This is a genomic window from Parvibaculum sp., from assembly GCF_049651025.1.
Taxonomy (GTDB): domain Bacteria; phylum Pseudomonadota; class Alphaproteobacteria; order Parvibaculales; family Parvibaculaceae; genus Parvibaculum.
Window position 1 is genome coordinate 1 of record NZ_JBASBH010000112.1, and the last position, 14,657, is coordinate 14,657.

A 14,657-nucleotide genomic window follows, 5' to 3' on the forward strand; every position below is an offset into this window, starting at 1 on the left:
GATCTATTTCGGCTTCACCTTTTGCCCCGACGTCTGCCCGACCGAATTGCAGGTCATGTCCGGCGCATTGGAGAAACTGGGGCCCAAAGCCGCCGACGTGCAGCCGATCTTCATCACCGTCGATCCCGAGCGCGACACGTCGCAAGTCCTCGCAAAATATGTGAAGCAGTTTGACCCGCGCCTGATCGGCCTCACGGGAACGCCGGAGCAGATCGCAGCCGCCGCCAAGGCCTATCGCGTCTTCTATCAAAAGGTCAAAGACGAAGGGAGTTCCGCCGATTACACGATGGATCACTCCTCGATCGTCTATCTCATGGACCGCGAGGGAAAGTTTCTGGTCTTCTTTCCGCCCGCAACGAGCCCGGAGTTGATGGCCGAAAAAATCGGGAGCTTCATGTGACGCAGACGTTAAAGGGAAGGGAAGCTGGCCTATTGCAATGCTTGACGCCCGGAGTGTCGGCCTCTATTTTCGCTTTTATGGATCAGAAAGCCGCCACTCTTGCGCTTCTTCGCAAGCTCTCTCTTGAGCTCGAGCTTCTCTGCGCCTGAGCGCAGAACATTGATCTACCTCACCCGGAACCACCGATCTTCATTTCCGCCGCGCCAGCGAGCCCTCTTCGCGTGGTGCCTGTCCGAAGTGACCGCCAGATGAAACCGACCATTATTCAGACGCTGCGACTTAAGACCGGCTGCCGGACCTCGCGCCCGTGGCAGTCCGGCCGCCTCGTGTTTTTCAGACACGTCTCCGCCACATCCCGTCATTTCAGGAGACAAGCATCATGTTGAAGAACCCTTCGAGCAAGTACCGCCCCTTTCCGCCCATTCCGCTCACTGATCGCCAGTGGCCGAACAAGGTCATCACCCACGCACCGATCTGGATGAGCACCGATCTGCGCGACGGCAATCAATCGCTGTTCGAGCCGATGAATGCCGACCGCAAGCTGCGCATGTGGGACCTGCTCGTGAAGATCGGCTTCAAGGAAATCGAAGCCGGTTTCCCCTCAGCGTCGCAGACCGATTTCGATTTCATCCGCAAGCTGATCGAGGAAAACCGCATTCCCGACGATGTGCGGCTTGAAGTGCTGACGCAGGCGCGCGACCAGCTGATCGAGCGGACGATGGAATCGCTGGTCGATGCCAAAAGCGCCATCGTGCATCTCTATAACGCCACCGCGCCCGCCTTTCGCGAGACGGTGTTCGGCCTCGGCAAGCAGGGCGTGAAGTCGATCGCAACCGAAAGCGCGCGGCTGATCAAGGACATTGCGGCGCGACAGCCCAAGACCGACTGGCGCTTCCAGTACAGCCCGGAGGTTTTCTCGGCGACCGAACTCGACTTCGCCAAAGAAGTCGTCGATGCGGTCAGCGAGATCTGGGATGCGCGACCCGACAACAAGATGATCGTCAACCTGCCCGCCACCGTCGAGATGGCGACGCCGAACGTCTATGCCGATCAGATCGAATGGATGCATCGCAACCTCAAACGTCGCGACGGCATCATTCTGAGCCTGCATCCGCATAATGACCGTGGCACAGCGGTTGCCGCCGCCGAGCTCGGCTTCATGGCGGGTGCAGATCGCATCGAAGGTTGCCTGCTCAGCAATGGCGAGCGCACGGGCAATGTCGATCTGGTGACGCTGGCGCTCAATCTCTATTCGCAAGGTATCGATCCGGGTCTCGACTTCTCGCAGATCAACGAGATGGCGCGCACGGTCGAATATTGCACGCAATTGCCGACGCATCCGCGTCACCCTTATGTCGGCGATCTCGTCTTCACGGCCTTTTCCGGCTCGCATCAGGATGCGATCAAGAAGGGCTTTGCCGCGCGCAAGGAAGGCGATATCTGGGAAGTGCCCTACCTGCCGGTCGATCCGGCGGATCTCGGCCGCACCTACGAATCGATCATTCGCGTCAACAGCCAGTCGGGCAAAGGCGGTATCTCCTATCTGCTGGAAGCCGAATACGGGCTCGTATTGCCCCGCCGCCTGCAGGTGGAGTTTTCCTCCGTCGTGCAGAAGGTGACGGACGATACCGGCAAGGAAGTTTCGGCTGCCGACATATGGAGCATTTTCGAGAATGAGTATCTGAAGCTCACCTCGCCGCTCGAATATGTCAGCCATACTCTCTTCGATGAGAATGGCCGTCAGGGCGTCACGCTCCGTATACGGCGCTTCGGCGTCGAGGAGACGCTGACGGGTCTTGGCAACGGACCCATCGATGCGCTGATGCAGGCGCTCGGGGTGCCGGTTCAGGTGCGCCAATATGAGGAGCACTCGCTCGGCAGCGGCGCGGACGCGAAGGCCGTCGCCTTTGTCGAAGTGGCCGAAACGGGCAAGCCGGGCGATATTTACGGCGTCGGAATCGACCCCAATATCATCACCGCCTCCTTCAAGGCCGTGATCAGCGCAGCAAATCGTGCTGCCCGGCGCTACGGCGCATCGGAGCAGAAAACGCTTTTCGGCGCCAAATAGAGCCGGAAAACGGCGGAATTCGGGGCCGGAGGGCAATGCCTTCCGGCCTTTTCCGTTTTTGGGAGGTCAGCCTTCTCAGCCTGGCTCACACAGGTGCAATGACGATTATGGTGGGACGCGGCGCGGCTTCCTATATAATGTTGCAACGCAGCAAGATGCGCTGACAGCAAGGTTGCCCGATGACCCTTTACCAGCTTTATGAATTGAACCACGCAGTCGTCACGCCCTGGCGCAACGCTGCCGAATTTAGTCTCTGGGCCCTGCGTCACCCCCTCAACCCATTTGCCGAAACGATTGGCGCCAAGACCATGGCCGCCGCCTTCGACGTTTTCGAGAGTGTGACGCGGCGCTACGGCAAGCCGAAATTCGGGCTGGACGAGACGGTGATCGACGGACGCCCGGTGCCGGTCGTGGAACGCGTCATATGGGAAAAGCCCTTTGGCCGCCTGATCCATTTCGAGCGCGAGCCCTCCGCTCATGACAGCCTCTCCAAACAGCCGAAGCTTCTCATCGTCGCGCCGCTTTCGGGGCATTACGCGACGCTGCTTCGCGGCACCGTCGAGGCGATGCTGCCCTATTGCGATGTGACCATCACCGACTGGACGGACGCCCGCTCCGTATCGCTGGCCGAAGGGCGCTTCGATCTTGAGGATTATGTCGATTACCTCATCGAGATGATGCACGAGCTTGGGCCCGACCTTCACGTTCTCGCCGTCTGCCAGCCTTCCGTCCCGGTTTTCACCGCCGTATCGCTGATGAACGAAGACAAGGACCCGCTCGCTCCCAAAAGCATGACCCTGATGGGCGGGCCGATCGACACGCGCGAAAGCCCGACCGAGGTCAACCGGCTTGCAACCGAGCGTGGCACCGAGTGGTACGAACGCCATGTCATCACCACGGTTCCCTTTCCGCACAAGGGCGTGATGCGGCGGGTCTATCCCGGCTTCGTGCAGCTTTCAGGCTTCATGGCCATGAACCTCGACAAGCATATGGACGCTCACTGGAATTATTTCGACCATATGGTCGAGGGTGACGGCGACAGCGCCCAGAAGCACCGGGAGTTCTATGACGAATATCTCTCCGTCATGGACATGACGGCGGAGTTCTACCTCCAGACGGTCGACCTCGTTTTCGTCCGCCATGCGCTCCCCAAGGGCGAGCTTACGCATAGGGGGCGGCCCGTCAGGCCCGAGGCCATTACCCAGACGGCGTTGATGACGGTCGAGGGCGAGAAGGACGATATTTCAGGCGTCGGCCAGACCAAGGCGGCGCACAAGCTCGCAAGCGGACTTGCTGCTGCAAAGCATGAGCATTGGGAACAGCCGGGCGTCGGCCATTATGGCGTCTTCAACGGTTCGCGCTGGAAGGAAGAAATCGCGCCGCGCGTCCGTGCCTTTATGGCAAAGCACGCCTGACGCGCCGAAGCCGCAGGCCGGTGGCGTTGCTGCCACAGGTAACGAATTCTCTCTCGGCCCTATTCATGCCTCGCGTAGACGATACAAAATCGTGTCATGCTCAGTATGATTCGTCCCTGACCTTCCGCTTCGTCCCTGCCTTGTAAATTCGGGATCGTCTGGAACAGTCACCTCGGCGGCCGCCACGCGGCGGGCGCCGTTTCGCATATCCGATCGGTGAAGAGAGTTCGCCATCCCATGCCCAAACGAGCCAAACCAGCCTCACTGCATATCGACTATCTCGACATAGATGGACGCACTGTCCCGATCACCGCGCTTCACAATCCAAGGGCGCGGCGCATCATCGTGCGCATCGATCTTGCTGCCGGTTCCGTGCAGGTCACGTCGCCGTCACGACGCGGCATGGCAAAGGCGCTGCTCTTTGCCCATGAGCAGCGCGAATGGATTGCCGAACGGCTCGAGCATGTGCAGCCGCCGGTTCCTTTCAAAAACGGCGCGCATATTCCTTTCCGCGGGCGCGAGCACATCATCCGCCATGTCGGCACACGGCGCGCCGAAGCGGAGGGACGCGGCCCCGTCTGGCGCACAAGAGCGGCGGATACGGGCGGCCTGCCTGAAATCTGCGTGACGGGGCACATCTCCTTCCTGCAACGCCGCGTCACCGACTGGCTCCGAGCGCAGGCGCGCGAGGAGCTTGGCGAACGCACGCTTGCCTATGCGCAGGCTTTCGAGGTTCGGCCTGCGCGCATCACGCTGCGCGACCAGACGAGCCGCTGGGGCTCTTGTTCGGCAACGCGGGCGCTGTCTTTTTCCTGGCGTCTCATCATGGCCCCGCCCCATGTGCTCGACTATGTGGCCGCGCATGAGGTCGCCCATCTCAGGCACATGAACCACGGGCCGCGCTTCTGGAATCTGGTCGCAAGCGCCTTGCCTGCTTACGAGACGGCAAAAACCTGGCTTGAGGTTCACGGGCCGGGGCTTCATCGCTATGGTGCCGATCCCTTCGGCACTAACGACGAGGCGTAATGCGGCTCAAGACCGGCACGGTCGGCTTCACGATATTTCTCAGTGCGCTGACGGCCCTCGGGCCTCTTTCAACCGACATGTATCTGCCGTCGCTGCCCGCCATCCAGCGGGCCTTCGGCGCCGACACCGGCGCAGTCCAGATGACGCTCAGCGTCTTCCTGATCGGCGCGGCACGGCTCAGCGGTAACCGGGCGCACCGGGCCTGATGGTCGAGGGGCGATCGTCGCGCGATGCGGAACCGAAAAGACGCTCAAAGAAACCCGGCTCTTCCCAGTCGCGCCTGCGCTCCGGCTCGACGGTCGCTTCGCTCTGCGGCACCTCATTGACCGCAACCGGCGGCGCTTCATAAAGCGGATAGCGGCCCGGCAATTCGGTCACGGGCACATTCGTCTGCGTACGTTCCATGAAGTCGTGCCAGATCGTTGCGGGCAAGCCGCCGCCCGTCACCTTCTTCATCGGTGCGCGATTGTCATTGCCGACCCAGACGCCGACGACAAGATTTGCGGTATAGCCGATGAACCAGGCGTCGCGGAAATCCTGGCTCGTGCCGGTCTTGCCTGCCGACTGGCGGTCGGAAAGCGCGGCCCTGCGGCCGGTGCCCTCCGTCATCACGCCCTTCAGCATGTAGTTCATCTCGCCCAGCGCCTGCTCGCTCATCACGCGGCCAAGGCCAGAGCCCTGACGGCGATAGACTTCGGTGCCGTCGCGCGCATGCACTTCGTCGATGCCATGGGGAATGACGCCGTAACCGCCATTGGCAAAGGCAGCATAGGCGGCGGTGAGTTCCAGCAGATTGAGGTCGCAGGTGCCGAGCGCCAGAGAAAGATTTGCAGGCAGGTTTTCCTGAATGCCCATCTTCTGCGCCGTGCGGATGACATTACGAATGCCGACTTCCTGCGCGACCTGCACGGCAATCGTATTGACGGAACCAGCCAGCGCGCGGTGAAGCGTCATCGCGCCTTCAAAGCGCCCGGCATAATTCGACGGCGCCCAGCCGCCATAGCTGATCGGACGGTCGGTGCGTACCGTCTCGGGCGTCAGGCCGCGCTCCATGGCGGCGAGATAAACGAAAGGCTTGAAGGCGGAGCCCGGCTGGCGAAGCGCCTGCACGGCGCGATTGAACTGGCTTTGCGCATAGGAGCGCCCGCCTACCATTGCGCGCACGGAGCCGTCAGGCGTCATCGCAACGACAGCCGCCTGCGTCACGCCGAGCTTCGCGCCCTCGCCCGCCAGAGCCTTCGCAACAATTTCTTCAGCGGCGCGCTGCATCTGCGGGTCGATCGTCGTGCGCACGATGAGATCGGTATTTGGCTCGCCGGTGAAACCGGGCAGCACGTCCGCCACCCAGTCGACGAAATAATTTATGGAGCCCGACGCCGAATAGCCTTCCAGCGAAGCGGGATGCGCCATCGCATAACGCGCATCGACCGCCGTGATGTAGCCTTCGCGCTGCATGTTATCGAGCACGATGGCGGCGCGGTTGCGCGCGCGAGAGATGTCGTTGGTCGGTGAATAATGCGACGGCGCCTTGAGGAGGCCCGCAAGCATGGCGGCTTCCGGCAGGGACAGTTCGCGCACCGTCTTCTTGAAGAAGCGTTCCGACGCGCCTTCGACGCCGTAAGCGCCGCCGCCAAAATAAACGCGATTCATATAGAGCGTCAGGATCTGCTCTTTCGAGTATCGCGCCTCCAGCCAGATCGCGAGCAGCATTTCCTGAATCTTGCGGCTGAAAGTCCGGTCGGGCTTCAGGAAAACGTTTTTCGCCAATTGCTGCGTGATCGTGGAGCCGCCCTGCACGATGCCGCCCGCGCGGTAGTTCTGATAGGCAGCGCGGGCAAGGCCGATGGGATCGACGCCGAAATGCCAATAGAAGCGCTGATCTTCCGTCGCCACGACAGCTTGCGGCAGGTAAGCGGGCATTTCAGCGGTCGTCACCATGCCGCCAAGGAGATCGCCGCGATGGCTCAACGTCTCGCCATCGGCGGCGAGGATCGAGAGCGAAGGCGCATGCGTGACGTCCCATAAGCCGGACGTGTCGGGCAAGGTCATCGCGTAATAGAAAAGCAGACCGCCGATTGCGATGGCGACCCAGAGGCAACATACCGTCGCCCAATAGACCGCCCTTCCGAAGAATCCCCCGCCCGATGATTTCTTCTTGCGTCGCCCCGGACCGCGCGACGGCGGGCGCGGCTCCATGCGCATATCCGTACGGGCGCCGATGCGGGGCTGCGGCTTGCTGCGAAGTTTCGGATCGCGTTTGGGCGGTTCGCGTCTCGACGCCGCCTGCGTCACCATTTCATCACCCTCATCGTCGAGCGACGACAGGGGCGGAACCGAGCGCGTCGCGGCATCGGCACGCAGCACGATGCCCTTGGCGATGAGCTTCTTCTTGTTTGCGGGTCTGACCGGCGCTTTCGGCTTCGGCTTGCCGCCAAAACGGGGAAAGCGCGATGGCGATTTCTCGGCCTTGCGCGACGTGCCCGACTTGTCGGGCGCATTTGCATCGACGCCGAGGCGCACGGGGCCAAGACCGGCCAGGCGACGCGTCACCCAATCCCCATCGGTGTTCCCGTCCGGGTCCCCGCCTCCGGGGCTGCGCCTGTCTCTTCGGGATGCCATATGAGCCTTGCGCGAAATTTGAAGCGTCAAATTACCAGTCGGACCGGCCGCCACCAAACCGCCGGGCAGCGACGGGGGCTTTAGAAGCGAGAAAACTGGCCAAAATAAGGTGCAACGCGGCGTCCGGCACGCCCCGGACACGCTAGTGAAACATGGTTAAGGAGATACAAACGCCACGATCGGCGCGCTCCACCCGCGCCCGAATTTACCCGTATCAGATGTCCAGATTCGCCACGTTCAGCGCGTTCTCGCGGATGAAGTCACGACGCGGCTCGACGACGTCGCCCATGAGCTTGACGAAAAGATCATCGGCCTCGTCAAGCTCGCGAACCTTGACCTGAAGGAGCGAGCGCACTTCGCGGTCGAGCGTCGTTTCCCAAAGCTGTTCGGGGTTCATCTCGCCCAGTCCCTTGTAGCGCTGCATCGCGACGCCCTTGGAACCAGCCGCAAAGACCGCATCGAGAAGCTGCGAGGGCGAGCGGATGGCGTGCACATCGTCCTTCCGGCGCAGCGTTGCGGCGGTCGCATAAACCTCCTGCAGATGTTCCGCGGCTGCATTGAGACGCCGTGCATCCGCACTGTCGATCAGCGGCGCGTCGATGGTCACGGTCTCATGCACACCGCGCACATCGCGATGGAAAGTGAGGCCGCCATCGGGCGTCACAACGCCGCTCCAGCCGCGCTCGGTCTCGTCCGACAACAAGTCGAGACGACGCGCGATCGAGGCTGCGGCCTTGACCGCCTTGTCGGCTTCTTCCAGCGCCTTGGGATCGAGCGAGCCGGCAATCGCCGCCTGCTCGATGACGAAATGGGGATATTTGGGCGGCAGGCTGCGCAGGATGGCGCGAAAGCCGCGCGCCTTTTCGACGATTTCGCGCAGGTCCTGGCCGGAACGCTGCGTGCCGTCATGCAGCGTCAGCACCATGTCCTCAAGGCCGGTCGAGACGAGATAATCTTCCAGCGCGCGTTCGTTCTTCAGATAGGTTTCCGACGAACCGCGCCGCACCTTGTAGAGCGGCGGCTGGGCGATATAGAGGTGACCGCGCTCGATGATTTGCGGCATCTGGCGATAGAAGAAGGTCAGCAACAGGGTCCGAATGTGAGCGCCGTCGACGTCGGCGTCGGTCATGATGATGATCTTGTGGTAGCGCAGTTTCTCAATGTTGAAATCGTCGCGGCCTATGCCCGTTCCGAGCGCCGTGATGAGCGTGCCGATTTCATTGGACGACAACATCTTGTCGAAACGCGCGCGTTCGACATTGAGGATCTTGCCGCGAAGCGGCAGCACCGCCTGATTGGAACGATCACGCGCCTGCTTTGCAGAGCCGCCGGCGCTGTCGCCCTCGACGATGAAGATTTCAGATTTCGCCGGATCGCGTTCCTGACAGTCGGCGAGCTTGCCGGGCAGGCTTGAAATGTCGAGCGCACCCTTGCGGCGCGTCAGTTCGCGCGCCTTGCGCGCAGCTTCGCGCGCGGCGGCCGCTTCCACAACCTTGCCGACGACGGTTTTTGCATCCGCCGGATGTTCCTCAAACCAGGAAGACAGGGCCTCGTTGACGAGGCTTTCGACAACGGGTCGCACTTCCGAGGAAACGAGCTTGTCTTTGGTCTGCGAGGAAAATTTCGGATCGGGAACCTTGACCGAAAGAACGCAGGTGAGCCCTTCGCGCGCATCGTCGCCGGTCAGCGCGACCTTTTCGCGCTTCGCGATGCCGCTCTCGCTCGCATAATTATTGATGACGCGTGTCAGCGCCGCGCGGAAACCCGCCAGATGCGTGCCGCCGTCGCGCTGCGGAATGTTGTTTGTGAAGCAGAGCATGTTCTCGTGGTAGCTGTCGTTCCACCACATTGCGAGTTCGGTCGTGATGCCGTCGCGTTCCGCCTTCAGATAGATCGGCGATGTAATCAGCGGTGACTTGGTGCGATCGAGGAAACGCACGAATTCGGCAAGGCCGCCCTCATACATCAGATTGACGGATTTCGGCTCGACGCCGCGCGCATCGGTCAACGCGATCTTGACGCCTGAATTGAGGAAGGCGAGTTCGCGCAAGCGATGCTCGAGCGTGCCGAAATCAAATTCGGTCTTGGTGAAAGTTTCCGTCGAAGGGTGGAACGTGATTTCCGTGCCCGTGCGGGGCCTGCCCCTCTCGTCATTGCTCACCGCGCCGATGGTCGCCAGCGGCGCGACCGGCACGCCATGCTCAAAGCGCATCTTGTGTTCCTGGCCGCCGCGCCAGATGCGCAGTTCCAGCCAATCGGACAAGGCGTTGACGACCGACACGCCGACGCCGTGAAGGCCGCCCGAGACCTTGTAGGAATTCTGGTCGAACTTACCGCCCGCATGGAGCTGGGTCATGATGACTTCAGCCGCCGACACGCCCTCGCTCTTGTGAATGTCGGTCGGGATGCCGCGGCCGTTATCGTTCACTGTGACGGAGCCATCGGGATTGAGGCGCACGGACACCACGTCGGCGTGACCGGCCAGCGCCTCGTCGACCGCATTGTCGACGACTTCATAGACCATGTGATGAAGACCGGAGCCGTCATCGGTATCGCCGATATACATGCCCGGGCGCTTGCGCACCGCATCGAGGCCCTTGAGGACCTTGATCTGATCGGCGCCATATTCTTCCGGGTTCTCGGCTTGAGTGGACATGAAGTTTTTCCTAAGTGTCTTCGGGCAGGTGAGGGTCGTCGTTCAGATAGTCAGACGATCTCGGCTGCGGAACGGATGATCTTGCCGGCGATGCCATAGGCCAGCGCCTCTTCGGCATTCAGCCAATAGTCGCGATGCGTGTCGGCGACGATTTTTTCGTAAGTCTGGCCTGTCGCCTCGGCGAAAATGCGATTGAGGCGTTCACGCATCTTCAGCACTTCGCGTGCCTGAATGTCGATTTCGCTCGCCGAACCGCCGATGCCGCCGCGCGGTTCATGAAGCAGGAAGCGGGTGTTGGGCAGGCAATAGCGATCCTGCTTTTCCGCCGTCATATAGATCAGCGCACCGGCGCTTGCGACCCAACCCGTGCCGAGAACGCGGACGCGCGGTTTGATGAATTTTGCGACGTCATGGATCATGTCGCCGGATTCCACGTGACCGCCGGGCGAGGAGATGACGAGCGTTACCGGATCGTCGGATTCCGCCGCCATGGCGAGCAGGCGTTCCGTCACGCCGCGCGCAACGCGGTCGTTGATTTCGCCCGTGATCAGAATGGTGCGCGACTTGAAGAGGCTCGCTTCGACCAGCGGGTTGAAGTCGATCTTCGGCAAGGCGGGAGCGTCGTCGTTATCGTTTCTCATTTTTGAATGCCTCAAGCGGTTTGCAGCACAGCGCCGCGCGCAATGCGAAATGTCTGGGCACGAGCGCCGAGGCTCGCGAAGAGGACGGGGTCCGTTCCCGTCATGAAGGCCTGAAGGTTCAGGCCGAGAATTTCGTCGAAGAGAGCGCGGCGGCGCGCCTCGTCAAGATGCGCCGCGATCTCATCCAGCAGCAGCAGCGGCGGCTCGCCGCGCGTCGCAAGCAGGCGCGCATTGGCAAGCACGATGCCGATCAGCAGCGCCTTCTGTTCGCCCGTGGAGCAAAGCCGCGCTTCGCGATCCTTCGCCACATGACGCACGATGAGGTCCATGCGGTGCGGGCCGTCCAGCGTGCGCCCTGCGGCGGCGTCGCGTCCGCGCATTTGCGCAAGGCGCTTGCGAAACGCCTCCTCGACATCGACAGCGGGCGTATTGCCCAGCGCCGCCTCAAGCTCGCCTTCCAGCGCAATTGCGGCGCGCGGAAAATGCGTATCGCTCGCCGCGTCTATCGCGCCTCTCAGTCGCGCCAGCGTCTCGATGCGGGCAGCCGCAACGGCGACCCCATGCTCGGCCATCTGATCCTCGACGCCGCCAAGCCAGCTTGCATCGATCACCTCATCGGCAAGAAGGCGATTTCGTTCGCGCAACGCGCGCTCATAGGCATTGACGCGCGTTCCATGCGAGGGGTCGAACCCCATCACCAGCCGATCGAAAAAGCGCCGCCGCTCCGAAGCGCCTTCGAGAAAGAGGCGGTCCATTGCAGGCGTCAGCCAGACGATGCGCAGAAGCTGCGCCAGCGCGCCGGAACTCGACGCGGCTGCGCCATCGATCCTGACGGCGCGCGAGCGAATGCCCACGCTTCTCTGCGCTTCCGTCACCGGCTCGATGCCGGTGCCGATACGCACAGGCCCCGTTTCCGTTTCCAGCGTGGCCGCAACCGCCCAGCCGCCTGCGCCGCTATCGCGCGCAACTTCGGCATAGGCCGCGCCGCGCAATCCCCGGCCCGGCGAAAGCAGCGAGATCGCTTCGAGCAGGTTTGTCTTGCCAGCACCGTTCTCGCCGACAAAGGCGACGGGCCGCCCGTCAAGCGCCAGTTCCGTGCGGACATAGGAGCGGAAATCGGTGACGACGAGACGGGAGAGGCGGGTACGCGGAAGCCCTGCCCCGGCCATCACCGGAACGCCTCTATCCACATCCATTGCGAGCATCTCACCCGTTCGGGCCAAATTTAGCGCCTTTTTACTCACACGCGCATCGGCATCAGCACGTAGATCGCCTTGTCGTCGTCGCTGTCGCGCACGAGCGTCGGCGAACCACTGTCGGCCAGTGCGAAAGTCGCCTCGGCGCCGTCGAGCTGTCCTGTAATGTCGAGCAGGTAACGCGCATTGAAGCCGATCTCGATGGGCGCGCTGCTATAGGACACCGAAAGTTCTTCGGTGGCGCTGCCGGAATCGGGATTGGTGACCGAAAGCGTCAGCTTGCCTTCGTCCAGGTTGAGCTTCACCGCGCGCGACTTCTCCGTCGAGATGGTCGAGACGCGATCGACGGCCTCGGCAAAGCGCTTGCCGTCGACCTGCATGATCTTGTCGTTGTCGGCGGGGATAACCCGGCCGTAATCGGGAAAGGTTCCGTCGATCAGCTTGGAGGTCAGCACGACGCCTGCAAACTCGAAGCGGATCTTGGTTTCCGAGACGCCGACCAGAATCGTGCCCGCATTGCCTTCCAGAAGCTTCTGCAATTCCACGACCGTCTTGCGCGGCACGATGACACCGGGCATGCCGGACGCGCCCTGGGGCAGTTCGTGATCGACCTGAGCGAGGCGATGGCCGTCTGTGGCCACGGCGCGCAGCGCGGTCGTCTTGCCGTTCTCGACAGCGTGGAGATAGATGCCGTTCAGATAGTAGCGCGTCTCTTCGGTCGAGATCGCAAAGCGCGTCTTGTCGATAAGGCGGCGCATGGCTTCTGCAGGCAGCTCGAAACGATGCGGCAATTGTCCCGCCGCCATGGCCGGGAAATCTTCCTGCGGCAGCGCCTGCAAGGCAAAGCGCGAGCGCCCGGCGGTGAGCTGGAGCCGGCCTTCGTCGGCGCCCGTCGAAAGCTCGACCTGCGCGCCTTCGGGCAGCTTCCTCACAATGTCGTAAAGCGTATGCGCGGAAGCGGTGGTGCCGCCCGGCTGCGCCACGTCGGCGTCGATCGCCTCCACCACCTCGATGTCGAGATCGGTCGCGGTGAGGCTCAATTGCCCGTCCGCCGCGCGGATCAGCACATTGGAGAGAATTGGGATGGTGTTGCGCCGTTCGACGACTGATTGCACGTGATTGAGAGACTTGAGGAGTGCGCCCCGTTCGATGGTGATCTTCATGGTCTCTCTTCAGTCCCCCGTTTGGACATTCTGCCGCTCATGGACGCTCAATTCCCCGCAGGCTTGCGCCCGGCATCTCCCAGAGGTCTGGCCTGTTCTCGAGGACGGCGCGCGCTCCGGGCCAAGGCGGCTGAGGCGTCCAATCCTGTTCGAACCCGCGAAACATGGGGGTCGGAAGACGGCCCGACGGGCGCTTTGAAAGCCCGGCTCGGAGACGCCCCGGCGACTGCCGGAATTCCACAGAAAATCATCCCGCCGAGTATAGCAGATCGTCCGCGCGTTGCACGTTTTTCAGCATCATGGAAGTGCCGGCGGAAGCCCCATAAAGGGCTGATTCGGCAGAGGTTTTGAGGGGGCGATTTCGCCCCCTGCAGGCCCCCGGCCTCAGTTCGAGCCGTTGCCGCCTTCGAGCATCCGGCGAAGCAGGTCGACATCCTCGTCCATGCCGGAATCGGCCTGGCGCAACTCGTCGATCTTGCGCACCGCATGGATGACCGTGGTGTGGTCGCGGCCGCCGAACTTGCGCCCGATTTCGGGCAGGGACCGTGTGGTGAGCTGCTTGGACAGCCACATCGCGACCTGGCGCGGACGCGCCACCGCGCGGGCGCGGCGCGCCGAAAGCATGTCGGCGAGACGGACGTTGTAGTATTCGGCGACGCGGCGCTGAATTTCCTCGATCGTCACCTTGCGGTCGTTGCAGCGCAGAAGATCGCGCAACACGTCCTGGCTCATTTCGAGCGTGATGGGACGGCCAACCAGCGAGGCGTAGGCGACGACGCGCTTGAGCGCGCCTTCAAGCTCACGCACGTTCGAGACGATGCGGTGAGCAAGAAATTCGAGCACACCTGCCGGCATGATGATCGGACCGTTGCGGCCAAGCATCTCTTCGGCTTTCGCCTGCAGAATGCCGAGACGCAATTCGTAATCGGTCGGATGAATATCGGCAGCGAGACCCCAGCCGAGGCGCGAGCGGATACGCTCCTCTATGCCTTCGAGATCGGAAGGCGAGCGGTCGGCGGAGATAATGACCTGCCGGTTGTGATCGATCAACGCGTTGAAGGTGTGGAAGAATTCTTCCTGCGTCGACTCCTTGCCGGAGATGAACTGCACGTCGTCGATCATCAACACGTCAACAGTGCGGAACTGTTGCTTGAAGGCCATCGTGTCCTTGAAGCGCAGCGCCCGCACGAACTGGTACATGAACTTCTCGGCCGAGAGGTAAAGCACCTTGCGCTCGGGCTGGCGGCGACGGATCTCCCAGGCAATGGCGTGCATAAGATGCGTCTTGCCAAGGCCCACGCCGCCATAAAGGAACAGCGGGTTGAAAGACACGTCTGTCGCCTCGGCCACGCGGCGCGCTGCGGCATGCGCCAGCTCGTTCGATTTTCCGACGACGAAAGCATCAAAGGTGAAACGCGGATCGAGCGGTGCGCCGACGCCTGCATCCTCAAAACCCGGCGGCACGGCCTCGCG

Annotated in this window: 11 protein-coding genes; 5 read left to right on the forward strand and 6 right to left on the reverse strand. The window is 62.2% G+C overall.

Annotated elements, in window-relative coordinates:
• The 5 genes from WA943_RS14955 to WA943_RS14975 all read left to right on the forward strand — a co-directional run.
• A partial coding sequence (locus WA943_RS14955; RefSeq protein WP_424470694.1) for an SCO family protein occupies positions 1–400 on the forward strand: 400 nt, incomplete at its 5' end.
• Positions 401–779: 379 nt separating this feature from the next.
• Positions 780–2,468, forward strand: coding sequence for a 2-isopropylmalate synthase (leuA, locus tag WA943_RS14960; RefSeq protein WP_424470695.1), 1,689 nt, complete (start codon positions 780–782; stop codon positions 2,466–2,468).
• Positions 2,469–2,647: 179 nt separating this feature from the next.
• On the forward strand, positions 2,648–3,883 hold the full coding sequence (locus WA943_RS14965; RefSeq protein WP_424470696.1) for a polyhydroxyalkanoate depolymerase: 1,236 nt from the start codon (positions 2,648–2,650) through the stop codon (positions 3,881–3,883).
• Positions 3,884–4,120: 237 nt separating this feature from the next.
• Positions 4,121–4,909 (forward strand): M48 family metallopeptidase, encoded by a 789-nt coding sequence (locus WA943_RS14970; RefSeq protein WP_424470697.1) that lies wholly within the window; start codon positions 4,121–4,123, stop codon positions 4,907–4,909.
• Entirely contained in the window at positions 4,909–5,115 is a 207-nt protein-coding gene (locus WA943_RS14975) for a hypothetical protein (protein WP_424470698.1), read from the forward strand. Before WA943_RS14970 ends, WA943_RS14975 begins: the two co-directional genes overlap by 1 nt.
• On the opposite strand, the gene WA943_RS14980 is transcribed toward WA943_RS14975, so the two are convergent.
• The 6 genes from WA943_RS14980 to dnaA all read right to left on the reverse strand — a co-directional run.
• On the reverse strand, positions 5,087–7,459 hold the full coding sequence (locus WA943_RS14980) for a transglycosylase domain-containing protein (protein ID WP_424470699.1): 2,373 nt from the start codon (positions 7,457–7,459) through the stop codon (positions 5,087–5,089). The genes WA943_RS14975 and WA943_RS14980 overlap by 29 nt on opposite strands.
• A gap of 283 nt (positions 7,460–7,742) precedes the next feature.
• Entirely contained in the window at positions 7,743–10,184 is a 2,442-nt protein-coding gene (gene gyrB / locus WA943_RS14985) for a DNA topoisomerase (ATP-hydrolyzing) subunit B (RefSeq protein WP_424470700.1), read from the reverse strand.
• Positions 10,185–10,234: 50 nt separating this feature from the next.
• A complete protein-coding gene (locus WA943_RS14990) occupies positions 10,235–10,825 on the reverse strand; it encodes an ATP-dependent Clp protease proteolytic subunit (RefSeq protein WP_424470701.1) in 591 nt (196 codons plus the stop codon).
• An 11-nt stretch (positions 10,826–10,836) separates the two neighbouring features.
• Positions 10,837–12,021 carry a DNA replication/repair protein RecF gene (gene recF / locus WA943_RS14995; RefSeq protein ID WP_424470702.1) on the reverse strand — a complete coding sequence of 395 codons (1,185 nt, stop codon included), beginning with the start codon at positions 12,019–12,021 and terminating at the stop codon, positions 10,837–10,839.
• Positions 12,022–12,065: 44 nt separating this feature from the next.
• A complete protein-coding gene (gene dnaN, locus WA943_RS15000) occupies positions 12,066–13,184 on the reverse strand; it encodes a DNA polymerase III subunit beta (RefSeq protein WP_424470703.1) in 1,119 nt (372 codons plus the stop codon).
• Positions 13,185–13,568: 384 nt separating this feature from the next.
• On the reverse strand, positions 13,569–14,657 hold a 1,089-nt coding region (gene dnaA / locus WA943_RS15005), incomplete at its 5' end, for a chromosomal replication initiator protein DnaA (RefSeq protein WP_424470704.1).